Source organism: Klebsiella sp. GW_Kp181, assembly GCF_040062315.1.
Taxonomy (GTDB): Bacteria; Pseudomonadota; Gammaproteobacteria; order Enterobacterales; family Enterobacteriaceae; genus Klebsiella; species Klebsiella oxytoca.
Genome location: NZ_JBEAFR010000089.1, coordinates 1 through 23,294 on the forward strand (window position 1 = coordinate 1; position 23,294 = coordinate 23,294).

At 57.3% G+C, this 23,294-nt stretch carries 21 protein-coding genes; 13 read left to right on the forward strand and 8 right to left on the reverse strand.

The window, feature by feature from the left end:
* The 3 genes from oadA to citS form a co-directional block, all read right to left on the reverse strand.
* A partial coding sequence (oadA, locus tag ABLV11_RS27525) for a sodium-extruding oxaloacetate decarboxylase subunit alpha (protein WP_348856110.1) occupies positions 1 to 1,564 on the reverse strand: 1,564 nt, incomplete at its 3' end.
* A 15-nt stretch (positions 1,565 to 1,579) separates the two neighbouring features.
* Complete coding sequence (locus ABLV11_RS27530) at positions 1,580 to 1,828, reverse strand: oxaloacetate decarboxylase subunit gamma (RefSeq protein ID WP_017145015.1); 249 nt, start codon at positions 1,826 to 1,828, stop codon at positions 1,580 to 1,582.
* Between the two features lie 160 nt (positions 1,829 to 1,988).
* A complete protein-coding gene (gene citS / locus ABLV11_RS27535; RefSeq protein WP_004108277.1) occupies positions 1,989 to 3,329 on the reverse strand; it encodes a citrate/sodium symporter CitS in 1,341 nt (446 codons plus the stop codon).
* A 278-nt stretch (positions 3,330 to 3,607) separates the two neighbouring features.
* Here citS and citC point away from each other — a divergent pair, with 278 nt between their 5' ends.
* The 13 genes from citC (at position 3,608) to folA (ending at position 18,788) form a co-directional block, all read left to right on the forward strand.
* Positions 3,608 to 4,636 (forward strand): [citrate (pro-3S)-lyase] ligase, encoded by a 1,029-nt coding sequence (gene citC / locus ABLV11_RS27540; RefSeq protein WP_049593847.1) that lies wholly within the window; start codon positions 3,608 to 3,610, stop codon positions 4,634 to 4,636.
* A gap of 30 nt (positions 4,637 to 4,666) precedes the next feature.
* Positions 4,667 to 4,960 carry a citrate lyase acyl carrier protein gene (gene citD, locus ABLV11_RS27545; RefSeq protein WP_004108271.1) on the forward strand — a complete coding sequence of 98 codons (294 nt, stop codon included), beginning with the start codon at positions 4,667 to 4,669 and terminating at the stop codon, positions 4,958 to 4,960.
* Positions 4,957 to 5,826: a citrate (pro-3S)-lyase subunit beta gene (citE, locus tag ABLV11_RS27550; protein ID WP_348856113.1), complete on the forward strand. Its 870-nt coding sequence runs from the start codon at positions 4,957 to 4,959 to the stop codon at positions 5,824 to 5,826. Before citD ends, citE begins: the two co-directional genes overlap by 4 nt.
* A gap of 10 nt (positions 5,827 to 5,836) precedes the next feature.
* Complete coding sequence (gene citF / locus ABLV11_RS27555; RefSeq protein ID WP_004108265.1) at positions 5,837 to 7,363, forward strand: citrate lyase subunit alpha; 1,527 nt, start codon at positions 5,837 to 5,839, stop codon at positions 7,361 to 7,363.
* A 19-nt stretch (positions 7,364 to 7,382) separates the two neighbouring features.
* On the forward strand, positions 7,383 to 8,291 hold the full coding sequence (gene citG / locus ABLV11_RS27560) for a triphosphoribosyl-dephospho-CoA synthase CitG (RefSeq protein ID WP_126488441.1): 909 nt from the start codon (positions 7,383 to 7,385) through the stop codon (positions 8,289 to 8,291).
* A gap of 247 nt (positions 8,292 to 8,538) precedes the next feature.
* Positions 8,539 to 9,360, forward strand: coding sequence for a 4-hydroxy-tetrahydrodipicolinate reductase (gene dapB, locus ABLV11_RS27565; protein ID WP_004108255.1), 822 nt, complete (start codon positions 8,539 to 8,541; stop codon positions 9,358 to 9,360).
* A 457-nt stretch (positions 9,361 to 9,817) separates the two neighbouring features.
* Positions 9,818 to 10,966 carry a glutamine-hydrolyzing carbamoyl-phosphate synthase small subunit gene (gene carA / locus ABLV11_RS27570; RefSeq protein WP_224329813.1) on the forward strand — a complete coding sequence of 383 codons (1,149 nt, stop codon included), beginning with the start codon at positions 9,818 to 9,820 and terminating at the stop codon, positions 10,964 to 10,966.
* 18 nt (positions 10,967 to 10,984) lie between these two features.
* On the forward strand, positions 10,985 to 14,209 hold the full coding sequence (gene carB, locus ABLV11_RS27575; protein WP_004108241.1) for a carbamoyl-phosphate synthase large subunit: 3,225 nt from the start codon (positions 10,985 to 10,987) through the stop codon (positions 14,207 to 14,209).
* A 139-nt stretch (positions 14,210 to 14,348) separates the two neighbouring features.
* Positions 14,349 to 15,233 carry an ROK family protein gene (locus tag ABLV11_RS27580; protein WP_224329815.1) on the forward strand — a complete coding sequence of 295 codons (885 nt, stop codon included), beginning with the start codon at positions 14,349 to 14,351 and terminating at the stop codon, positions 15,231 to 15,233.
* Between the two features lie 103 nt (positions 15,234 to 15,336).
* Entirely contained in the window at positions 15,337 to 15,570 is a 234-nt protein-coding gene (locus ABLV11_RS27585; protein ID WP_004108236.1) for a YgdI/YgdR family lipoprotein, read from the forward strand.
* Between the two features lie 149 nt (positions 15,571 to 15,719).
* On the forward strand, positions 15,720 to 16,253 hold the full coding sequence (gene kefF / locus ABLV11_RS27590; RefSeq protein ID WP_004108234.1) for a glutathione-regulated potassium-efflux system oxidoreductase KefF: 534 nt from the start codon (positions 15,720 to 15,722) through the stop codon (positions 16,251 to 16,253).
* Positions 16,246 to 18,111: a glutathione-regulated potassium-efflux system protein KefC gene (kefC, locus tag ABLV11_RS27595; protein WP_004108233.1), complete on the forward strand. Its 1,866-nt coding sequence runs from the start codon at positions 16,246 to 16,248 to the stop codon at positions 18,109 to 18,111. Before kefF ends, kefC begins: the two co-directional genes overlap by 8 nt.
* 197 nt (positions 18,112 to 18,308) lie before the next feature.
* Complete coding sequence (gene folA, locus ABLV11_RS27600) at positions 18,309 to 18,788, forward strand: type 3 dihydrofolate reductase (RefSeq protein WP_004108231.1); 480 nt, start codon at positions 18,309 to 18,311, stop codon at positions 18,786 to 18,788.
* A gap of 40 nt (positions 18,789 to 18,828) precedes the next feature.
* Here folA and apaH read toward each other — a convergent pair whose 3' ends face one another.
* The 5 genes from apaH to surA form a co-directional block, all read right to left on the reverse strand.
* Positions 18,829 to 19,677 (reverse strand): bis(5'-nucleosyl)-tetraphosphatase (symmetrical) ApaH, encoded by an 849-nt coding sequence (gene apaH / locus ABLV11_RS27605; protein WP_004108229.1) that lies wholly within the window; start codon positions 19,675 to 19,677, stop codon positions 18,829 to 18,831.
* Between the two features lie 4 nt (positions 19,678 to 19,681).
* Entirely contained in the window at positions 19,682 to 20,059 is a 378-nt protein-coding gene (apaG, locus tag ABLV11_RS27610; RefSeq protein ID WP_004108227.1) for a Co2+/Mg2+ efflux protein ApaG, read from the reverse strand.
* A gap of 2 nt (positions 20,060 to 20,061) precedes the next feature.
* Positions 20,062 to 20,883, reverse strand: coding sequence for a 16S rRNA (adenine(1518)-N(6)/adenine(1519)-N(6))-dimethyltransferase RsmA (rsmA, locus tag ABLV11_RS27615; RefSeq protein WP_004108225.1), 822 nt, complete (start codon positions 20,881 to 20,883; stop codon positions 20,062 to 20,064).
* On the reverse strand, positions 20,880 to 21,869 hold the full coding sequence (pdxA, locus tag ABLV11_RS27620; RefSeq protein WP_024273721.1) for a 4-hydroxythreonine-4-phosphate dehydrogenase PdxA: 990 nt from the start codon (positions 21,867 to 21,869) through the stop codon (positions 20,880 to 20,882). Before pdxA ends, rsmA begins: the two co-directional genes overlap by 4 nt.
* 112 nt (positions 21,870 to 21,981) lie before the next feature.
* Positions 21,982 to 23,268 (reverse strand): peptidylprolyl isomerase SurA, encoded by a 1,287-nt coding sequence (gene surA / locus ABLV11_RS27625; protein ID WP_004108221.1) that lies wholly within the window; start codon positions 23,266 to 23,268, stop codon positions 21,982 to 21,984.
* Positions 23,269 to 23,294 lie beyond the last annotated feature (26 nt).

Sequence of the window (23,294 nt, forward strand, 5' to 3'; positions counted from 1 at the left end):
CGGCGCCTGCCGGGGCGGCCGCCTGAGCCGGGGCGGAAGAGGCCGCCGGCGCGGCGGCGGTCAGCTGGCTGATATCGCCGCCGTCGCTGACCTTCACCACAAAGGCTTTGCCCTCCACTTCCACGGTGTAGACGCCGGAGGCCGCCGGTTTAGCGGCTTTTGCCGCCGGTTTGACCTCTTCAGCCTGCGGCACCGGCTCGAACGCCGCCGGGTTATTGCGATTCTCCAGGAACTTCAGGCCGATTTGCGGGAACAGGGCCACGGTGAGCACGTCGTCGATGGCGTTCTCCGCAAGCGTAATGCCCTTCTCCTGCGCCTGACGCTTCACGTCGGCTTCCAGAGCAGCCAGCTCCGGTTTGAGTAAATCCGCCGGGCGGCAGGTCACCGGGGCGGCCCCGTCCAGCACCCGCGCCTGCAGTGCCGCGTTCACCGGCACCGGGGTGTGGCCGTACTCGCCTTTCAGAATGCCCGCCGTTTCCTTCGCGATGGTTTTGTAGCGCTCGCCGGTCAGCACGTTGAGCACCGCCTGGGTGCCGACAATCTGCGAGGTCGGGGTGACCAGCGGGATGAAGCCGAGGTCCTCGCGCACGCGGGGGATTTCCGCCAGCACCTCATCCAGACGGTGGGCGGCGTTCTGCTGCTTCAGCTGGCCCTCAAGGTTGGTGAGCATCCCGCCCGGCACCTGGGCCACGAGGATACGGCTGTCGGTGCCCTTCAGCTGGCCTTCGAAGGCGTGGTATTTCCTGCGCACCTCGCGGAAGTACGCCGCGATGCTCTCCAGCCTGAGGATATCCAGCCCGGTGTCATATTTTGTGCCCGCCAGCGTCGCCACCAGCGCCTCGGTGGCCGGGTGGCCGTAGGTGGCGCTCATGGAAGAGATGGCGGTATCAACGCCGTCGACGCCCGCCTCGATGGCCTTCAGCAGGGCCATCTCCGCCATCCCGGTGGTGGCATGAGCATGCAGGTGCAGGCGCACGTCATAGCGCTTCTTGATTTCGCTGACCAGCGCAAAGGCGGCCCCCGGGGTGAGAATGCCCGACATGTCTTTAATCGCGATGGAGTCGACGCCGGTCTCCAGCAGCTGTTCAGTCAGGTCCAGCCAGGTCTGCAGGGTGTGGGCCGGACTGGTGGTATAGGAGAGCGTCCCCTGAGCGTGGGCGCCGTGGCTGCGCACCGCCTGCAGGGCGGCTTTCATGTTGCGCGGGTCGTTCATGGCGTCGAAGACGCGGAACACGTCCATGCCGTTTTTGACGGCGCGCTCAGTGAAGCGCTCCACCACGTCATCGGCGTAGTGGCGGTAGCCGAGCAGGTTCTGGCCGCGGAGCAGCATCTGCAGCGGGGTCTTCGGCATGGCCTTTTTGAGCTCGCGCAGGCGGACCCACGGGTCCTCGCCGAGGAAGCGGATGCAGGCGTCAAAGGTGGCGCCGCCCCAGCATTCAAGGGACCAGTAGCCCACGTCGTCGAGCTGAGCGGCAACCGGCAGCATATCGTCGAGGCGCAGGCGGGTGGCGAAAAGGGACTGGTGGGCGTCGCGCAGGACGACATCGGTAATGGCAACGGTCATGGATTCCTCCGTGAATTAAGGGTTAAGGCGGCGATGGTGGTGGATGGCGGCGGCAATCACCGGCTTCAAGCGGGCGAAATCGTCGGCGGGCGCGGCGGGCGCAGGTGCCGCCTTCGGGGCCGGAGCCGGTTCAGGGAAGAAGCGGTTAACGGCGGCGGACATGCCCTGGATGGCGAAAATCAGCAGAAACAGAAACGCCAGCACGAACCCCATGCCGAGGAACATCAGGGTGAAGCCTTCACCCAGCAGTACAGCTTCAGTCATTGAAAAACCCTAAAGTAAGGGCACGACGGCGTGTTTGAAGGCTAACCAAACGATGCTTCCGGCTAAGGAGTAGGGTGGATTTCCCGAAGCCGCCCCCGGCTCTGGCCCCTAATTGGCATCGCTGTGGTTGACGCTCAAACATCGCCATCGTGCGTGTTGGTTACATCATCATGCCGAACACAATGCTGGCGATGACCAGCACAATACCGCCGCCCAGACGGGAGGAGATTTGCGCATAAGAGATAAGATTCATACGGTTACAGGCAGAGAGCACTTCCAGGTCGCCTGAGCCGCCGCGGTTAGCCATGCACAGGCCTGCGGTGATGGCGGATTCGATCGGGAAGAAGCCAATCATCCAGCCGCCGACGGCCGCCCCGACGACAGCACCTACAACGATTACCGCAGCGATGATGACGTTCGCGAAGGTAATCGCGTCGATAATTTCCTGCAGGTCGGTGTAGCACACGCCGACGCCGACCATCAGTACCCACAGCAGCTGCTTAGAGAAGAAGTCAGACAGGCGTTTGGCCCCGGCTTTGATCTCCGGCGAGCAGAGGCCGGAAGCATTCAGCGCCGCGACGATCAGCACCATCCAGGCGAAATAGTGGATTGAGACACCGCCAATGCTTGGCAAAATTTTCTTAGCAATGACGTAGGCCAGCAGGAAACAGGTGGTGGCGAGCACCAGGCCGACCGCCGTTTCGCGATGGGTAATCTGGCCTGCTTTTTCATCATCATCGACTTTAAAGGAGGCTTTACGTACCAGTTCGCCTTCCCCGCTCAGCCAGGTGTGTTTTTTACCGATAATATCGAGCAGTGCGGCAAAAACGATGGCGAAGATATTGGCGATGGTCAGAATGGCAATCGCGGTGGAGTAGTACTCTTCACGGGAGCGGCCGGTGACGGAGTGATAAATTTCGGACAGCGGAACCGCGCCTGCGCCGTTGCCGCCGCCCATAATCGGCAGAACGTACAGCATCATGATGCGGTCTACGGAAATACCGAAGCACAGGCCGATGATAATCCCGAAGATAGATGCGCCGAGGATCCCCATAAGGATCGTCGGAATATAACCCAGCAGCGATTTCAACAGCAGTTTACGGTTAACCGAGAGAATTGCGCCAGTTATCAAAACTGCGATGAATAAGTTCAGGAAATTGCTTTTATCCATCACATTAGTGATTGCATCAATTTCTTTTTGGGTAAAAATGCCTGCGTAAACGAAATAAGCAGCTACGAGGAAGATCATCACCGGCGCGCCGCCAATATATTTATTAAATATCGGCAGCCGTTTGCCAATTTCGCCAAAGATGGCGCCGATAATAAACATGATGGCGAAGCCGCCAACAATGTCGGTCGGCAGCGCGTTATAAAAATGTGAAAGTAGTAAAGTGATTAACGCAAACGCGTATAGCGGAAGCGGCATGCCGAAGATTTTAAACTTCAGCAGTTCACTTACACCATTTTTCTCCGTCGAAGGAGCCTGGCTCATATTAGTCATATGACGTCACCCTGTTAAAAAAAGGAATAATGCCGTTAGAAAAAGCAATAATAGGACGGCGGCATAATAATAAAGATGCGCTACGGCGATATGTGATTACGTTCACTGATTAGTCGTGTTTTTAATTAATTTAATTGTTTTTATTCTTCTGAATTAATTAACAACATAAAAACCATAAAGCAAATTAAGGTACGGGGAAAAGTGTGATTCAAATAAAAGAACCGCTACGGGAACGGTGGCGAAATACAGCTCGTTTTGGTCAATGAAGCGCGAAAAAAATGAATCTGATATTAAAACGCGTCGTGGTACAGAAAGATCCCCGGCGGCGAGAGGCCGTTGACCTCTTTCTTCATCAGCATCAGCTCTCGCTGGAGGCGGATTGCGAAATAGTGATTGTCGCCGAGTACCAGCGGCGCATTGTTGGCTGCGGCGCGATTGCCGGATGCGTGCTGAAGTGCATTGCCGTCGACCCGTCGCTGCAGGGAGAAGGGCTTAGCCTGAAGCTGCTGACTGAACTGATGACCCTGGCGTATGAGCTGGGCCGCAGCGAGCTGTTTCTGTTCACTAAACCTTATAACGCGGCGCTCTTTTCCTGCGCCGGTTTCTGGCCTATCGCCCGTGCGGGCGACAGGGCCGTTTTGATGGAGAACAGCCGCGAACGCCTGGCCCGCTATTGCCGCCAGCTCAGGATGTATCGCCAGCCCGGAGAAAAAATCGGCGCCATCGTAATGAACGCCAATCCCTTTACGCTGGGGCATCGCTGGCTGGTGGAGCAAGCCGCTCGCCAGTGCGACTGGCTGCATCTTTTCGTGGTGAAGGAAGATGCTTCATTTTTCAGCTACCAGGATCGCGTGGCGCTGATCGAGCAGGGGATCGCCGGGATCGATAACGTGACCCTGCATCCGGGATCGGCCTATCTGATCTCGCGCGCCACTTTCCCCGGCTACTTCCTGAAAGACAAAGGCGTGGTTGACGATTGCCACTGCCAGATCGATCTGCAGCTGTTTCGCGAACATTTAGCTCCGGCGCTGGGGGTCACCCACCGCTTTGTCGGCAGCGAACCGCTGTGCGAATTAACCCGTAATTACAACCTGCGTATGCGACAGCTGCTGGAAGCGCCCGGCGACGCGCCGACCATTGAAGTGGTTGAGCTGGCGCGGGTTGAGAAAGAGGGCGCGCCGATTTCCGCTTCCCGGGTGCGCAAGCTGTATCAGCAGCGCCAGTGGTCGGCTATCGAGCCGCTGGTACCGCCGGGAACGCTCGCTTTTCTGATGCATCTGGCGGAAAGCGAACGCCAGACCGCCTGATTTTACCGCCATAACTAAGGATCAGCCTCTATGGAAATGATGATTGACGCCCTGGCCGGCACGCTGGAGTCCAGCGATGTGATGGTCAGGATTGGGCCTGCGAATGAGCCAGGTATTCAGCTTGAAATCGACAGCATTGTGAAGCAGCAGTTTGGCGCGGCGATTGAACGCGTCGTCAGAGAGACGCTGACCCAGCTTGGCGTTACCCGGGCGAACGTCGTCGTCGATGATAAAGGCGCGCTCGAATGCGTGCTGAAGGCTCGCGTCCAGGCCGCAGCGCTGCGCGCGGCGCAACAATCTCAACCGCAATGGAGCCAGCTATGAAACCTCGTCGCAGTATGCTGTTTATCCCCGGCGCCAACGCCGCGATGTTAAGCACCTCTTTTGTCTACGGCGCTGACGCGGTGATGTTTGACCTCGAAGACGCCGTCTCGCTACGAGAAAAAGATACCGCTCGCCTGCTGGTGCATCATGCGCTCCAGCATCCGCTCTACCGGGATGTGGAAACCGTGGTGCGTATTAACCCGCTCAGCACGCCGTTCGGCCTTGCCGACCTTGAGGCGGTGGTGCGGGCAGGTGTCGACATGGTGCGTCTGCCGAAAACCGATAGCAAAGAAGATATTCATGAGCTGGAGGCTCACGTCGAACGTATTGAGCGCGAGTGCGGCCGGGAGGTGGGCAGCACCAAATTAATGGCGGCGATTGAGTCGGCGCTGGGCGTGGTGAACGCGGTAGAAATCGCCCGCGCCAGTCCGCGTCTGTCGGCCATTGCGCTGGCGGCCTTCGACTACGTCATGGATATGGGGACCTGCCGCGGCGACGGCACGGAGCTGTTCTACGCCCGCTGCGCGGTGCTGCACGCGGCCCGCGTCGCCGGAATCGCGGCCTATGACGTCGTGTGGTCGGACATTAACAATGAAGAGGGTTTCCTCGCGGAAGCGAATCTGGCGAAAAATCTCGGCTTTAACGGCAAATCGCTGGTTAACCCGCGCCAGATTGAGCTGCTGCACCAGGTTTATGCCCCAACGCTGAAAGAAGTTGAGCATGCGCGGGACGTCATCGCGGCGGCGGAAGAGGCGGAAGAACGCGGACTCGGCGTGGTCTCGCTAAACGGCAAGATGATAGATGGACCGATTATCGATCATGCGCGCAAAGTCGTGGCGCTGTCGGCTTTCGGCATTCGTGATTAAGGAGGAAATAATGAAAGAGACCGTGGCAATGCTTAATCAACAGTACGTCATGCCGGAAGGATTAGAACCTTACGCAGGGGTAACGGCGAAGAGTCCGTGGCTGGCCAGTGAAAGCGAAAAGCGGCAGCGTAAAGTCTGCGCTTCGCTGGAGGAGGCGATTCGCCGCTCCGGGCTGCAAAACGGTATGACCATCTCCTTCCATCACGCGTTTCGCGGCGGTGACAAGGTGGTCAATATGGTGGTGGCGAAGCTGGCTGAAATGGGCTTTCGCGATCTGACGCTGGCCTCAAGCTCGCTGATTGACGCCCACTGGCCGCTGATCGAGCACATAAAAAACGGCGTGATCCGGCAGATTTACACCTCCGGTCTGCGCGGGAAGCTGGGGGAAGAGATCTCCGCCGGGCTGATGGAAAATCCGGTACAAATCCATTCCCACGGCGGCCGGGCGTATTTAGTGCAAACCGGTGAGCTAACCATTGACGTGGCGTTCCTCGGCGTGCCGTGCTGCGATGAATATGGCAATGCCAACGGCTTTAGCGGTAAATCCCGCTGCGGCTCGCTGGGTTACGCCAAAGTGGATGCCGATGCCGCCAGATGCGTGGTACTGCTGACTGAAGAGTGGGTGGATTATCCGAACTATCCGGCCAGCATCGCCCAGGATCAGGTGGATCTGATCGTGCAGGTTGATGAAGTCGGCGATCCGGCGAAAATCACCGCTGGCGCGATCCGTCTGACCAGCAACCCACGCGAGCTGCTGATCGCCCGCCAGGCGGCTAAAGTCATCGAACATTCGGGCTACTTCAAAGAGGGCTTCTCTTTGCAAACCGGTACCGGCGGCGCATCGCTGGCGGTAACCCGCTTCCTCGAAGATAAGATGCGTCGTAACAATATCACCGCCAGCTTTGGTTTGGGCGGGATTACCGGCACGATGGTCGATCTGCATGAAAAGGGCTTGATCAAAGCGCTGCTGGATACCCAATCTTTCGACGGCGATGCCGCCCGTTCGCTGGCGAACAACCCTAACCATATCGAAATTTCCGCTAATCAGTACGCCAATCCCGGTTCGAAAGGGATCTCCTGCGAACGCCTGAATGTGGTGATGCTCAGCGCGCTGGAAATCGACACCGGATTTAACGTTAACGTGATGACCGGCTCCAACGGTGTCCTGCGCGGGGCGTCCGGCGGCCATAGCGATACGGCGGCAGGCGCGGATTTAACCATTATCACCGCGCCGCTGGTGCGTGGGCGTATTCCGTGCGTGGTGGAGAAAGTCCTGACTCGCGTCACGCCGGGGGCCAGCGTGGATGTGCTGGTGACCGACCACGGTATTGCTGTTAACCCGGCGCGTCAGGACCTGATTGATAACCTGCGTAACGCGGGCATCCAGCTCATGACCATCGAAGAGCTACAGCAGCGCGCCGAACTGTTGACCGGCAAGCCTGATCCGATCGAATTCACCGATCGGGTCGTGGCCGTGGTGCGCTATCGCGATGGTTCGGTGATCGACGTGATTCGTCAGGTTAAAACCGCTGGTTAAACGCGCTGAGGAGAAAGGCATGAGCGAAGTGATAATAAGCCAGCATCGGCCATTGAGCCGTCAAACGGTGACGGCTGAGGAGATGGTTTCTCGCGTGGGACGGGCGCTACTGACTGAAGTTCGCCTGACGCCGAAGCCGGGTCTGGTGGATATTCGTAATGCCGGCGCGCATCGGGATATGGATCTGGCCACCTTTGAGGCCAGTACGGCGGTTGTCGCCCCGTGGATGGAGAAGTTTTTCATTATGGGACACGACACCGCCAATATCACGCCGGAACAGGTGTTGACGATGCTGCGTCCGGTGGGCATGGCCTGCGAGACGGATATGCTGGAAGCCACCGGCGGGGTGAACACCCATCGCGGCGCGATCTTCGCTTTTGGCCTGCTCTGCGCGGCGGCGGGAAGACTGGTTGCCAGAAGGGAGCCGGTTGAACAGCATCGGGTTTGCGATCAGGTGGCCCGATTCTGTCGCGGCCTGGTGGCGCGCGAGCTCTCCTCCTCTGAAGGAAAGAAGGTGAGCAAAGGCGAAGGGCATTTCCTGCGCTACGGGCTCTCCGGTGCCAGAGGCGAAGCGGAAAGCGGCTTTCACACCGTGCGCACTCAGGCGATGCCGGTATTCAATCGCGTCATGGCGAATACCGGCGACGCCAATCTGGCGTTATTGCAGACCCTGCTGCATCTGATGGCCTGGAATGACGATACCAATCTGGTATCGCGCGGTGGGCTGGAAGGGCTGAATTTTGTTCAGCAGCAGGCGCAAAAGCTGCTGTGGGAAGGCGGAGTGCTGGCCGATGGCGGGCTGGAAGCGCTGCGCCAGCTCGATGATGAACTGATTGTTCGCCATCTTAGCCCTGGCGGCAGCGCTGACCTGCTGGCGGTAACCTGGTTCCTGTCTGGTTTTCCTGCCGGGGAGATGTTCCTGCATTAATTGCCCGGTTTTTCATCGATAGCTGACCCCGGATTGACCTGCACATGGCTGAACCGGGGTTCCAGCCCCATTTGTTCATTCCTTCTCTCTGCCCAATGGCCGATTCCCGGCATAATCGTATAGTTTTTACTGATATCGGCGGCAGTTTGTCATAAATTTCTAATTATCGGTGTTTTTGAGTAGCGGCTCATCGTTGGGCTGGTTACTCTGAAAACAATTTACGTAGTGTTAACAAAAGAGAATAGCTATGCATGATGCACATATCCGCGTGGCCATCGCGGGCGCGGGCGGCCGGATGGGACGCCAGTTAATTCAGGCGGTACAGCAGATGGAAGGCGCAGCGCTTGGCGCGGCGCTGGAGCGCGAAGGTTCCTCGCTGCTCGGCAGCGATGCGGGCGAACTGGCGGGCGCGGGCAAGTCAGGGGTGGTGGTGCAGAGCAGCCTTGAGGCGGTAAAAGACGATTTCGATGTCTTCATCGATTTCACCCGTCCGGAAGGCACGCTGAACCATCTCGCTTTTTGCCGTCAACATGGTAAAGGCATGGTTATCGGCACCACCGGTTTTGACGACGCCGGGAAGCAGGCCATTCGCGAGGCGTCGCAGGAGATCGCCATCGTCTTTGCCGCAAACTTTAGCGTTGGCGTTAACGTTATGCTTAAGCTGCTGGAGAAAGCGGCGAAGGTGATGGGCGACTATACCGATATTGAGATTATTGAAGCGCATCATCGCCATAAAGTCGACGCGCCATCAGGTACGGCGCTGGCGATGGGCGAGGCGATTGCCGGCGCGCTGGATAAAGATCTGAAGGAGTGTGCGGTATACAGTCGCGAAGGCTATACCGGTGAGCGCGTTCCCGGCACCATCGGCTTTGCAACCGTGCGCGCCGGGGATATCGTCGGCGAACATACGGCGATGTTTGCGGATATCGGCGAACGTATTGAAATCAGCCATAAGGCTTCCAGCCGGATGACTTTTGCAAATGGTGCCGTTCGCTCTGCATTATGGCTAAAAGGCAAGAAAAATGGTCTTTTTGATATGCGTGATGTGCTTGAACTGAACTCTTTATAACGATTATTACCCATCGTGATGTGGTTATTGCTTTCAATAAGTAATTGATTGCAAGGGGCAATGCTTTATTGCCCTTTTTTATTTTTTGATTTTTGCGATTTTTATTGGCTGAACTCTTCAAAAAAATACATTATCTACCCTGATTTTGTTGTTTTATTGTAAATTTTGACCATCCGGTCCACTTTTTTACACCTTGAGCGCAGTTTTTACACTCTTCCGCCTCCGCAAGCGTTTTCCCAGGCGAGTTAGTTGATCTTTTTGCCGCTTAAAGCAGAGATTACAGAGTAGTCGCCTGAAACAAGATTAAAAATATCCGCTTTAAGTTGACTTTTACCCGCCATCTCTCCAGAATGCCGCCGTTTGCCAAAATTCTGCGGGCAACAGATTTGCATTGATTCAGATCTACATTATGAATTAATATGCAAATAAAGTGAGTGGATATTCTCTGGAGGGTGTTTTGATTAAGTCAGCGCTATTGGTTCTGGAAGACGGAACCCAGTTTCACGGTCGGGCCATTGGGGCTACCGGCACGGCGGTTGGGGAAGTCGTTTTCAATACTTCAATGACCGGTTATCAAGAAATCCTCACTGATCCTTCCTATTCCCGCCAAATCGTCACTCTAACTTATCCCCATATCGGCAATGTCGGCACCAATGCCGCCGATGAAGAATCTTCTCAGGTACACGCGCAGGGTCTGGTCATTCGCGATCTGCCGCTGATTGCCAGCAACTTCCGCAATACCGAAGACCTCTCTTCTTATCTGAAGCGCCATAACATTGTAGCGATTGCCGATATCGACACCCGTAAGCTGACCCGCCTGCTGCGTGAAAAAGGCGCGCAGAACGGCTGCATCATCGCCGGCGATAGCCCGGATGCGCAGCTGGCGCTGGAAAAGGCAAAAGCGTTCCCGGGCCTTAACGGTATGGATCTGGCGAAGGAAGTAACCACCGCAGAAACCTACAGCTGGACGCAGGGAAGCTGGACCCTTGCGGGTGACCTGCCGGAAGCCAAAGCGGAAAGCGAGCTGCCGTTTCACGTGGTGGCCTACGATTTCGGCGCCAAGCGCAACATTTTGCGCATGCTGGTAGACCGCGGCTGCCGTCTGACGGTGGTTCCGGCTAAGACTCCTGCCGAAGAGGTGCTGAAGATGAATCCGGACGGGATCTTCCTGTCCAACGGTCCCGGCGACCCGGCGCCTTGTGACTACGCTATCGACGCGATTGAGAAGTTTCTGGAAATCAGCGTTCCTGTATTCGGCATTTGCCTCGGCCACCAGCTGCTGGCGCTGGCGAGCGGCGCGAAGACCGTGAAGATGAAGTTCGGCCACCACGGCGGCAACCATCCGGTAAAAGATATTGATAACAACGTGGTGATGATCACCGCGCAGAACCACGGTTTCGCGGTGGATGAAGCGTCTATGCCGGCCAACCTGCGCGTCACCCATAAGTCGCTGTTCGACGGCACCCTGCAGGGGATTCATCGTACTGACAAACCGGCGTTCAGCTTCCAGGGACACCCGGAGGCGAGCCCCGGCCCGCACGATGCCGCACCGCTGTTCGACCATTTTATCGAGTTAATTAAGCAGTACCGTCAGTCCGCGAAATAATCAGGAGTTAAGAGAGCCATGCCAAAACGTACAGATATAAAAAGCATCCTGATTCTGGGCGCGGGCCCGATTGTTATCGGTCAGGCGTGTGAATTTGACTACTCCGGCGCCCAGGCGTGTAAAGCGCTGCGCGAAGAGGGCTACCGCGTCATTCTGGTGAACTCTAACCCGGCCACCATCATGACCGACCCGGAAATGGCCGATGCTACCTACATCGAGCCGATTCACTGGGAAGTGGTGCGCAAGATCATTGAGAAAGAGCGTCCGGATGCGGTTCTGCCGACCATGGGCGGCCAGACGGCGCTGAACTGCGCGCTGGAGCTGGAGCGTCAGGGCGTGCTGGCAGAGTTCGGCGTGACCATGATTGGCGCGACCGCCGACGCGATTGATAAAGCGGAAGACCGCCGCCGTTTCGACGTGGCAATGAAGAAAATTGGCCTCGACACCGCGCGTTCCGGGATCGCACATACCATGGAAGAAGCGCTGGCGGTTGCCGCTGAAGTTGGCTTCCCGTGCATCATCCGTCCTTCCTTTACTATGGGCGGCACCGGCGGCGGTATCGCCTACAACCGCGAAGAGTTCGAAGAAATCTGCGAACGCGGTCTGGATCTCTCGCCGACGAATGAGCTGCTGATTGATGAGTCGCTGATTGGCTGGAAAGAGTACGAGATGGAAGTGGTGCGTGATAAAAACGACAACTGCATCATCGTCTGCTCTATTGAAAACTTCGACGCAATGGGCATCCACACCGGCGACTCCATCACCGTCGCGCCGGCACAGACCCTGACCGATAAAGAGTACCAAATCATGCGTAACGCCTCGATGGCGGTACTGCGTGAAATCGGCGTAGAGACCGGCGGTTCCAACGTTCAGTTCTCGGTGAACCCGAAAGATGGCCGCCTGATCGTTATCGAAATGAACCCGCGCGTCTCCCGCTCCTCGGCGCTGGCCTCGAAAGCCACCGGCTTCCCGATCGCTAAAGTGGCGGCGAAGCTGGCGGTCGGTTACACCCTTGATGAGCTGATGAACGATATCACCGGCGGCCGCACCCCGGCGTCGTTTGAGCCGTCCATCGACTACGTTGTGACCAAAATCCCACGCTTCAACTTTGAAAAATTCGTCGGCGCCAACGACCGTCTGACCACCCAGATGAAATCGGTGGGCGAAGTGATGGCGATTGGCCGCACCCAGCAGGAATCCCTGCAGAAAGCGCTGCGCGGCCTGGAAGTGGGCGCCACCGGCTTCGACCCGAAAGTGAGCCTCGATGATCCGGAAGCGTTGACCAAGATTCGCCGCGAACTGAAAGACGCTGGCGCTGAGCGTATCTGGTACATCGCTGACGCTTTCCGCGCGGGCCTCTCCGTTGATGGCGTGTTCAACCTGACCAATATCGACCGCTGGTTCTTGGTGCAGATTGAAGAGCTGGTGCGTCTGGAGGAGAAAGTGGCTGAAGTCGGTATTACCGGCCTCGACGCCGACTTCCTGCGTCAGCTCAAGCGTAAAGGCTTTGCCGATGCGCGTCTGGCGAAGCTGGCTGGCGTGCGCGAAGCGGAAATCCGCAAGCTGCGCGACCAGTATGACCTGCATCCGGTCTACAAGCGCGTGGATACCTGCGCGGCGGAATTCGCTACCGACACCGCCTATATGTACTCCACCTATGAAGATGAGTGCGAAGCCAATCCGTCCGTTGACCGCGATAAAATCATGGTGCTCGGCGGCGGCCCGAACCGTATCGGCCAGGGCATCGAGTTCGACTACTGCTGCGTCCATGCCTCCCTGGCGCTGCGCGAAGACGGCTACGAGACCATTATGGTCAACTGTAACCCGGAAACCGTCTCTACCGATTACGACACCTCTGACCGCCTCTACTTTGAACCGGTGACGCTGGAAGACGTGCTGGAAATCGTGCGCATTGAGAAGCCGAAAGGCGTTATCGTGCAGTACGGCGGCCAGACGCCGCTGAAGCTGGCGCGCGCGCTGGAAGCCGCAGGCGTGCCGGTTATCGGCACCAGCCCGGATGCAATCGACCGTGCGGAAGACCGTGAGCGCTTCCAGCACGCGGTTGACCGCCTGAAACTGAAGCAGCCGGCGAACGCCACCGTGACCGCGATCGAAATGGCGGTCGAGAAGGCGAAAGAGATTGGCTACCCGCTGGTGGTGCGCCCGTCCTACGTTCTCGGCGGCCGCGCGATGGAAATCGTCTACGACGAAATCGACCTGCGTCGCTACTTCCAGACCGCCGTCAGCGTCTCTAACGATGCGCCGGTGCTGCTGGACCGCTTCCTTGACGATGCGGTTGAAGTTGACGTCGATGCCATCTGCGACGGCGAAATGGTGCTGATTGGCGGCATCATGGAGCATATCGAGCAGGCGGGCGTACACTCCGGCGACTCCGCGTGTTCGCTGCCGGCCTACACCCTGAGCCAGGAAATTCAGGATGTGATGCGCGAGCAGGTGCAGAAGCTGGCCTTTGAGCTGCAGGTACGCGGTCTGATGAACGTGCAGTTTGCGGTCAAAAACAACGAAGTCTACCTGATTGAAGTCAACCCGCGCGCGGCGCGTACCGTCCCGTTTGTCTCGAAAGCCACCGGCGTACCGCTGGCGAAAGTCGCGGCGCGCGTGATGGCGGGCAAAACGCTGGCTCAGCAGGGCGTCACTAAAGAGATCATCCCGCCGTACTATTCGGTGAAAGAGGTGGTTCTGCCGTTTAACAAATTCCCGGGCGTTGACCCGCTGTTAGGGCCAGAAATGCGCTCTACCGGTGAAGTCATGGGCGTTGGCCGCACCTTCGCGGAAGCGTTCGCCAAGGCGCAGTTAGGCAGCAACTCGACGATGAAGAAACAGGGACGCGCGCTGCTCTCCGTACGCGAAGGCGACAAAGAGCGCGTGGTGGATCTGGCGGCAAAACTGCTGAAGTTTGGTTTCGAGCTGGATGCAACCCACGGTACTGCGATTGTGCTGGGCGAAGCCGGCATCAACCCGCGTCTGGTGAACAAGGTGCATGAAGGCCGTCCGCACATTCAGGACCGCATCAAGAATGGCGAATACACCTACATCATCAACACCACCGCAGGCCGTCAGGCGATTGAAGACTCCAAGCTGATTCGCCGCAGCGCCCTGCAGTACAAAGTGCACTACGACACCACGCTGAACGGCGGTTTCGCTACCGCAATGGCCCTCAATGCCAACGCGATAGAGAAAGTGACCTCGGTGCAGGAAATGCACGCGCAGATTAAAAAGTAATCTCATCTGCCAGTAAAAGCGCCTCCGGTGGCCAACGCCGGAGGCGCTTTTTTTTTGCGTTGCGATAAAGCGAAATGGCGGGAGAGGGTTCATCCTTAATGGAACAAAACCATTTCATGACGCACGCAAGGATAACGACATGGCGATACTTTTGTTTGATTGGGGCGGTACATCGATTAAATATGGCGTCTGGCAGCAGGGGGAGCTGAAGGATACCACATCGGTTGAGACGCCTGATAGCTGGGAAGAGATGAAAAATCGGCTATTGGAACTTTATCAACAGTTTCAGTCGCGCTACGCCATTAATGGGATCTCAATTAGTGCTCCTGGGTGCGTGGATCCGCAGAGCGGGGTCATTAGCGGCCTGAGCGCCATTCCCTATATTCATCACTTTCCCATCGTCGAAGAGCTTTCCAGGCTGTTTTCACTGCCGGTATGCATTGAGAACGACGCCAACTCGGCGGGTATCGCCGAGGCGGCATTGGGCGCGGGCCGCGAGTATGACAGCGTACTGTTTGTGATTGCCGGTTCAGGTATCGGTGGCGCCATTGTCGACAATAAAGTCCTGCGCCACGGCAGCCATCGCTACGCCGGGGAATTTGGCATGATGACCCTGCACGAGGGGCAAACCTTTAGCGAACTGGCAACCGCCGTCGCTACGGCGCATCGTTATGCCCGGCGCATGTCGCTGGCGGCTGACTCCGTCTCCGGAGAGGATGTCTTTCGCCTGGCCGAGGAGGGCGACAATATCGCGAAGCAGGAAGTGGCGCAGTTTTACCACTGGATGGCGATAGGCTTACTGAATTTGCAGGTGTGCTACGACCCAGACTGCCTGATTATCGGCGGCGGTATCTCCGCCAGCGATAAGATTTTTAACGGCATCAAGCAGCGCCTGAACGAGCTGGTGAATGAAAAAGATTTAGCAGAATTTTTACCGCAGGTGGTGCTCTGCCAATACCGCAACGATGCTAACCTGATCGGCGCGGCGGTGAACTTCGAACAAAAACAGAGGGATCGGCGCTAACAGGCCACTTCGGAGAGTTCTGGTTTTCTCTCCCCGGACAGTCAGCTAGCCTAAAGTGGTTAGGGTGATAATGAATATGACTGAATAACGGGAGAGAAACACCATGTACAACAAGCCCCTCACCGCCGCTATTTTTGCCGCTGCTGCGCTTTTCACCGTGGCTGGCTGTTCATCTAATCAGTCGCTAAAAACCACCGATGGCAAAACTATTGTCACCGATGGCAAACCCCAGGTGGATGACGACACCGGTCTGGTGTCCTACAAAAACGCGGAAACCGGTCGTACCGAGCAGATCAATCGCGATCAGGTTAAATCGATGGATGAACTGGATAACTAAGCGTTATTCCTGGCCCCGTATCGCGGGGTCACCCCTGCCTGAGCGATCCTCGCCCTGAATGAGAGATAAATCACACTTATCATTGTAAGCGATTCGATTAACTGTCTACACTCTTGCTGATTACAACAAGAGCTAACGCAGGCTAATCAATGATCCTCATAATTTATGCGCACCCTTATCCGCAGCACTCGCATGCGAATAAGCGGATGCTTGAGCAGGCAGGGACGCTTGACGGCGTAGAGATACGCTCCCTCTATCAGCTTTATCCTGACTTTAATATTGATATCGCCGCCGAGCAGGCGGCGCTGGCCCGTGCCGATCTGGTTATCTGGCAGCATCCGATGCAGTGGTACAGCGTGCCGCCGCTGCTCAAGCTGTGGATGGATAAAGTGCTGGCGCACGGCTGGGCATACGGTCACAACGGTATCGCGCTGCGCGGTAAATCGCTGATGTGGGCGGTTACTACCGGCGGCGGCGAAAGCCACTTTGATATTGGTTCCTTTCCCGGTTTCGACGTCCTGGCGCAGCCGCTGCAGGCGACAGCCCTCTACTGCGGCATGACATGGCTACCGCCGTTTGCAATGCATTGCACTTTTATCTGCGATGACGAAACCCTACAGGCGCAGGCGCGCCGCTATCGGCAACGCTTAATCGAATGGCAGGAGGCGCACAACCATGGATAGCCATACGCTGATACAGGCGCTCATCTATTTAGGCTCCGCCGCGCTGATCGTGCCGATTGCCGTACGTCTGGGCTTAGGGTCGGTGCTCGGCTACTTAATTGCCGGCTGCATTATTGGCCCGTGGGGGCTGCGGCTGGTCACCGACGCCGAGTCGATTCTGCACTTTGCGGAAATCGGCGTGGTGCTGATGCTTTTCGTTATCGGTCTTGAGCTCGATCCCCAGCGCCTGTGGAAACTTCGCGCTTCGGTGTTTGGCGGCGGGGCGCTGCAGATGGTCGTCTGCGGCGTGCTGATCGGCCTGTTCTGCATGTCGCTTGGTCTGCGCTGGCAGGTTGCCGAGCTGATTGGCATGACGCTGGCGCTCTCTTCAACGGCGATCGCTATGCAGGCGATGAACGAGCGTAACCTGACGGTCACCCAGCTGGGCCGGAGCGCCTTTGCGGTGCTGCTGTTCCAGGATATTGCGGCTATTCCTCTGGTGGCGATGATCCCGCTGCTGGCGGCGAGCGGCGGCTCGACGACGCTGGGCGCGTTTGCACTCTCGGCCCTGAAAGTGGCGGGTGCGCTGGCGCTGGTGGTGGTGCTTGGCCGCTATCTGACCCGGCCGATGCTGCGTTTTGTTGCGCGCTCCGGCCTGCGTGAAGTCTTCAGCGCCGTGGCTCTGTTCCTGGTGTTTGGCTTCGGGCTGCTGCTGGAAGAGGTTGGGCTGTCGATGGCGATGGGGGCATTCCTGGCCGGGGTGCTGCTGGCGAGCTCGGAGTACCGCCACGCTCTCGAAAGCGATATTGAACCGTTTAAGGGGCTGCTGCTGGGGCTGTTTTTTATCGGCGTCGGGATGTCTATCGACTTCGGTACTCTGGTGACTCATCCGCTGCGGATCCTGATTTTGCTGGTGGGATTTCTGGTGATTAAATCCCTGATGCTGTGGTTGATCGCCAGGCCGTTAGGCGTACCTCGCGCGCAGCGCCGTTGGTTTGCGGTGCTGCTGGGGCAGGGGAGTGAATTTGCCTTTGTGGTCTTCGGCGCGGCGCAGATGGCCGATGTCCTGGACGGCGAATGGGCGAAGGCGCTGACCCTGGCGGTGGCGCTATCGATGGCTGCCACGCCAATCCTGCTGGTGTTGCTGACCCGTCTGGAGAAATCCACCAGCGGCCAGGAGCGCGAGGCGGATGAAATTGACGAAGAGCAGCCGCGGGTAATTATTGCCGGCTTTGGCCGCTACGGGCAGATTGCCGGCCGCGTGCTGCTCTCCAGCGGCGTGAAGATGGTGATTCTCGATCACGATCCTGACCACGTCGATACCCTGCGTAAGTTTGATATGAAGGTGTTCTACGGCGATGCGACGCGGGTTGACCTGCTGGAGTCGGCGGGGGCGGAAAAAGCGGAAGTGCTGATTAACGCCATCGACGATCCGCAGACAAACCTGCAGCTGGCGGAGCTGGCAAAAGAGCATTTTCCGCATCTGCAGATCATCTCCCGCGCCCGCGATGTCGATCATTACATTAAGCTGCGCCAGGCAGGCGTTGAGGCGCCGGAGCGTGAAACCTTTGAAGCGGCGCTGAAGTCCGGGCGTATGACGCTTGAGGCGCTGGGCCTGGGAGCCTACGAGGCCCGCGAGCGCGCCGATCTGTTCCGCCGTTTCAACCTGCAAATGGTCGAAGAGATGGTGGCCATGGCGGAAAACGATGCGGCCTCGCGGGTGGCGGTATTCAAGCGCACCAGCGATATGCTGACCGGAATAATCAACGAAGACCGCAATCATTTATCGCTGGTTCAGCGTCATGGCTGGCAAGGAACGGAAGAGGGGAGGCATACCGGTGATATCGCTGATGAGCCGGAAAATAAACCCCCGGCATAAGAGGGAATTCAGGGTGTTACGTTAGCTTTACAAGTAACATTTTGTTTTCAATTTAAATCCTGTCTGGCGGCTCACGGGGCTTACGTGGGCTCGCCAGCAAATCTTAAAATTTTCTGATTCTTTACTCTCCGCCCAGTCGACGAAGTATTACGCTTTCCGTATAGTGGCGGCAATTTTTTGCATTCGGGAATTATTCAATGATCAGTCTGATTGCGGCGTTAGCGGTAGATCGCGTCATTGGTATGGAAAATGCCATGCCGTGGAATCTGCCTGCCGATCTCGCCTGGTTTAAGCGCAATACCTTAAACAAACCGGTAGTGATGGGGCGTCTCACCTGGGAATCTATCGGTCGCCCATTACCGGGGCGTAAAAATATCGTTATTAGCAGCCAGCCCGGCACCGACGATCGCGTGCAGTGGGTGAAGTCGGTCGATGAAGCCATCGCCGCTTGCGGCGACGTAGAAGAGATGATGGTGATCGGCGGCGGACGCGTTTATGAGCAGTTCCTGCCAAAAGCGCAAAAGCTTTATCTGACCCATATTGATGCGGAAGTGGAAGGCGATACTCATTTCCCGGATTACGATCCGGACGAGTGGGAGTCGGTATTCAGCGAGTTCCACGATGCTGATGCGCAGAATTCCCATAGTTACTGCTTCGAGATTCTGGAGCGTCGCTAAGGTTTTCCCCGGTGGCGTTCGCTCACCGGGGTGACTCTCTTCAGGAGGCGATCGCCTCGCCTTCATCAAGATTTGGCTGCCGGTTTGACGGCTGCGTGAAGTACGTCTTATCTTCCCAGCGCAGGCAGGTCAGATCGCCGCCCCAGCAGCAGCCGGTATCCAGCGCGTAAATCCCTTCCGGCGTGCCTTTCCCTTCCAGCGAAGCCCAATGACCGAAGGCAATACTGTACTCGCTGGCCACCGGCCCGGGAATAGCAAACCACGGCTTGAGCGGCGCGGGCGCGTTTTCCGGCGCCTCTTTGGCATACATATCCAGCTGGCCGTTCGGAAAGCAGTAGCGCATGCGGGTAAAAGCGTTAGAGATAAAGCGCAGGCGCGCCAGTCCGCTCAGTTCGTTGCTCCAGTTGTTCGGCATGTCGCCGTACATCGCATCGAGGAAGAACGGATAGGAGTCGCTGGCAAGCACGGCTTCCACGTCGCGAGCGCACTGTTTAGCGGTTTCCAGATCCCACTGCGGCGTGATCCCGGCGTGGGCCATAACCAGCTTTTTCTCTTCATCGATTTGCATCATCGGCTGACGACGCAGCCAGTTGAGCAGATCGTCGGCGTCCGGCGCCTCAAGCAGCGATTTCAGCCGATCTTTGGGTTTATTGCGGCTAATGCCCGCAAAGACCGCCAGCAGGTGCAGGTCATGATTGCCCAGCACGATGCGTACGCTGTCGCCAAGCTGTTTCACGAAACGCAGTACTTCGAGCGAACCGGGGCCGCGCGCGACCAGGTCGCCCGTCAGCCACAGCGTATCAGTCTCAGGGTTAAACTCCACCTGCTCTAATAGTGCGATCAGTTCATCGTAGCAACCGTGAACGTCGCCAATAAGGTATGTAGACATTGTTTTAATGGATGAGAGTGGGTACTGCGAGACGGAAAACAGGGATTTCAATGGTGAACGGCGCGCCGTTCACATCGATCATCTCATAATGTCCCTGCATGGTGCCCAGCGGCGTTTCAATGACCGCGCCGCTGGTATATTGGTATTCACCGCCGGCCGGAATATGCGGCTGCTCGCCGACAACGCCTTCCCCCTGGACTTCGGTCTCACGACCGTGCCCATTGGTGATAAGCCAGTAGCGGCCAAGAAGCTGAACCTGAGTCCGCCCCAGATTGCGAATGGTGACGGTATAAGCGAAGACGTAGCGCTCTTCTTGCGGAGAAGATTGCGATTCGATATAGACGCTTTGCACCTGTACACAAACTCGGGGCGAATTAATCATGGTTAGCTCTCCTTGGTGGGCGCGTTCTCAGATAACCAGTTAGCTAGCTGACAGTACTGCGCCACGGAAATATTCTCTGCGCGCTTCGCCGGGTCGATGCCCAGCTCGGTCAGAACTTCAACGCTGAACAGATTGCCCAGACTGTTGCGGATCGTTTTCCGACGCTGGTTAAATGCTTCTGTCGTGATGCGGCTCAGCACGCGTACATCTTTAACGGGATGCGGCAGCGTGCGGTAAGGCACCAGGCGCACCACGGCGGAATCAACTTTAGGCGGCGGCGTAAAGGCGCTCGGCGGAACTTCAAGCACCGGGATAATCTGGCAGTAGTACTGCGCCATGACGCTTAGTCGACCATACGCCTTACTGTTCGGCCCGGCAACCAGACGATTGACCACCTCTTTTTGCAGCATAAAGTGCATATCGGCAATGGCATCAGTATAGCTGAACAGATGGAACATCAGCGGGGTCGAGATGTTGTACGGCAGGTTGCCGAATACGCGCAGCGGTTGGCCCATGTTCTGCGACAGCTCGCCGAAGTTCATGGTCATCGCATCCTGCTGATAAATCGTCAGCTTTGGTCCGAGGAACGGATGCGTTTGCAGACGAGCGGCCAGGTCGCGGTCCAGCTCGATAACGGTGAGCTGGTCGAGGCGTTCACCGACCGGTTCGGTCAGCGCGGCGAGGCCGGGGCCGATTTCAACAATCGCCTGGCCTTTCTGTGGATTGATGGCCGAGACAATGCTGTCGATCACAAACCGATCGTTGAGAAAGTTTTGCCCGAAGCGTTTACGGGCTAAGTGGCCCTGATGGACTCGATTATTCATTGAGTATTAACAATCATTTTAATGGCGAGATTAAGCGCCGTGATAAAACTGCCGACTTCCGCTTTCCCCTGGCCCGCAAGTTCAAGCGCGGTGCCGTGGTCAACGGAAGTGCGAATAAATGGTAAACCGAGCGTAATATTCACGCCGCGGCCAAAGCCCTGGTATTTTAGCACGGGCAGGCCCTGATCGTGATACATCGCGAGTACCGCATCGGCATGGTCGAGATATTTCGGCTGAAACAGGGTATCTGCCGGCAGCGGGCCGCTGAGATTCATCCCCTTCGCGCGCATCTCTTCCAGCACCGGAATAATGGTATCAATCTCTTCCGTACCCATATGGCCGCCTTCGCCCGCGTGCGGGTTCAGGCCGCAAACCAGCACGTGCGGGTTATTGATGCCAAATTTGGTGCGCAGATCGTGATGCAGAATGGTGATGATTTCCCGCAGCAGCTCGGGGGTAATCGCATCGCTTATTGCTTTAAGCGGCAGGTGAGTGGTCACCAGCGCCACGCGCAGCGCTTCGGTCGCCAGCATCATCACCACTTTACTGGCCTGCGAGCGCTCTTCAAAGAACTCTGTATGACCGGTGAAGGCGATTCCCGCATCGTTGATAATGCCCTTGTGCACCGGCCCGGTAATCAGCGCGGCGAATTCGCCGTTCAGACAGCCATCACAGGCGCGGGCCAGCGTTTCCACCACATAGCTGCCGTTGCTGACGTTGAGCACGCCTGGCTCAACCGGCGCATTGAGAGCGACGGGAAGAAGCGTCAGGGTGCCTGCGCGCTGCGGCGTAGCGGGAACGGTAGGGTCATAAGGCAGAAGCGATAAAGGAAGACCGAGCAGGCTTGCCCGGTCGGATAACAGAGCGCCATCGGCGCAAATCACCAGCTCGACCGGCCAGTCGCGCTGTGCAAGCTGCACAACGAGGTCGGGGCCAATCCCGGCAGGTTCGCCGGGAGTGATAACAACTCGATTCATACACTTCATCCTTCAGGCGTTCTCTTACTGGCTGCGCTTCGTCGCCCCAGTCAGAGACCAGGGCGATTCGCCGAGCCGCCTCGATACACCCTGAGTGATGTTGTGTATGAGGCTAATGCGATTAGTTGCTCAATACCTTAACGTAGGCGCTGGCGCGCTGTTCCTGCATCCAGGTAGCCGCTTCTTCAGAGAATTTACGGTTCATCAGCATGCGGTAAGCGCGATCTTTCTGCGCGGCGTCGGTTCTGTCGACGTTGCGGGTATCCAGCAGCTCAATCAGGTGCCAGCCGAAGGATGAGTGAACCGGTGCGCTGGTCTGGCCTTTATTGAGGCGCAGAATAGCGTCGCGGAAGGCCGGATCGAAGATATCCGGCGTTGCCCAGCCTAAATCACCGCCCTGGTTTGCCGAACCCGGATCTTCAGAGAACTCTTTTGCCGCTTTAGCAAACGTGGTTTTGCCGCTCTTAATGTCAGCCGCAATTTGCTCCAGCTTTGCCCGGGCCTGATTGTCATTCATGATCGGCGACGGTTTCAGCAGGATGTGGCGGGCGTGAACTTCAGTCACGGAGATATTCTGGCTGCCGCCGCGCATATCGTTGATTTTCAGGATATGGAAGCCAACGCCGGAACGTACCGGACCAACGATATCGCCTTTCTTAGCCGTGCTCAGCGCCTGGGCGAAGATGCCCGGCAGTTCCTGAATACGACCCCAGCCCATCTGGCCGCCTTTCAGCGCCTGCTGGTCGGCTGAGTAGGTGATCGCCAGTTTGCCGAAATCCGCGCCGCTGCGCGCCTGCTGAACCACCGAGTTGGCCTGGTCCTGAGCTTCTGCCACCTGCTCGGAAGTGGGGTTTTCCGGCAGCGGGATCAGAATGTGGCTGAGGTTGAGTTCGGTGCTGGCGTCGTTCTGATCGCCAATCTGCTTCGCCAGGGTTTCAACTTCCTGCGGCAGAACGGTAATACGGCGACGTACTTCGTTGTTACGCACTTCCGAAATCAGCATCTCTTTGCGGATCTGATTACGATAGGTGTTGTAGTTAATACCGTCATAGGCCAGACGGCTGCGCATCTGATCCATGGTCATGTTGTTCTGTTTGGCGATGTTGGCGATAGCCTGGTCCAGCTGATCGTCAGAGATCTTCACGCCCATTTTCTGACCCATCTGCAGGACAATCTGGTCCATGATCAGACGCTCAAGGATCTGATGACGCAGGGTGGCGTCATCCGGCAGCTGCTGCCCGGCCTGGCCGGCGTTAAGTTTTACCGATTGCATCAAGCCATCGACGTCGCTTTCCAGAACAACGCCATTATTGACGACAGCCGCTACTTTATCGACAACCTGTGGGGCAGCGAAACTGGTATTCGCGATCATGGCGATACCGAGAAGCAGCGTTTTCCAGTTCTTCATACTTTTTCCATTTCAATTAACCGCAA

Coding starts and splice junctions, on each gene's coding strand:
- citS (WP_004108277.1), bottom strand. CDS start 3,329: ATGACTAATATGAGCCAGGCTCCTTCGACGGAGAAAAATGGTGTAAGT.
- citC (WP_049593847.1), top strand. CDS start 3,608: ATGAATCTGATATTAAAACGCGTCGTGGTACAGAAAGATCCCCGGCGG.
- pdxA (WP_024273721.1), bottom strand. CDS start 21,869: ATGAAGTGTATGAATCGAGTTGTTATCACTCCCGGCGAACCTGCCGGG.
- kefF (WP_004108234.1), top strand. CDS start 15,720: ATGATCCTCATAATTTATGCGCACCCTTATCCGCAGCACTCGCATGCG.
- ABLV11_RS27585 (WP_004108236.1), top strand. CDS start 15,337: ATGTACAACAAGCCCCTCACCGCCGCTATTTTTGCCGCTGCTGCGCTT.
- citD (WP_004108271.1), top strand. CDS start 4,667: ATGGAAATGATGATTGACGCCCTGGCCGGCACGCTGGAGTCCAGCGAT.
- ABLV11_RS27530 (WP_017145015.1), bottom strand. CDS start 1,828: ATGACTGAAGCTGTACTGCTGGGTGAAGGCTTCACCCTGATGTTCCTC.
- dapB (WP_004108255.1), top strand. CDS start 8,539: ATGCATGATGCACATATCCGCGTGGCCATCGCGGGCGCGGGCGGCCGG.
- rsmA (WP_004108225.1), bottom strand. CDS start 20,883: ATGAATAATCGAGTCCATCAGGGCCACTTAGCCCGTAAACGCTTCGGG.
- apaG (WP_004108227.1), bottom strand. CDS start 20,059: ATGATTAATTCGCCCCGAGTTTGTGTACAGGTGCAAAGCGTCTATATC.
- carB (WP_004108241.1), top strand. CDS start 10,985: ATGCCAAAACGTACAGATATAAAAAGCATCCTGATTCTGGGCGCGGGC.
- citG (WP_126488441.1), top strand. CDS start 7,383: ATGAGCGAAGTGATAATAAGCCAGCATCGGCCATTGAGCCGTCAAACG.
- apaH (WP_004108229.1), bottom strand. CDS start 19,677: ATGTCTACATACCTTATTGGCGACGTTCACGGTTGCTACGATGAACTG.
- citF (WP_004108265.1), top strand. CDS start 5,837: ATGAAAGAGACCGTGGCAATGCTTAATCAACAGTACGTCATGCCGGAA.
- kefC (WP_004108233.1), top strand. CDS start 16,246: ATGGATAGCCATACGCTGATACAGGCGCTCATCTATTTAGGCTCCGCC.
- surA (WP_004108221.1), bottom strand. CDS start 23,268: ATGAAGAACTGGAAAACGCTGCTTCTCGGTATCGCCATGATCGCGAAT.
- folA (WP_004108231.1), top strand. CDS start 18,309: ATGATCAGTCTGATTGCGGCGTTAGCGGTAGATCGCGTCATTGGTATG.
- citE (WP_348856113.1), top strand. CDS start 4,957: ATGAAACCTCGTCGCAGTATGCTGTTTATCCCCGGCGCCAACGCCGCG.
- ABLV11_RS27580 (WP_224329815.1), top strand. CDS start 14,349: ATGGCGATACTTTTGTTTGATTGGGGCGGTACATCGATTAAATATGGC.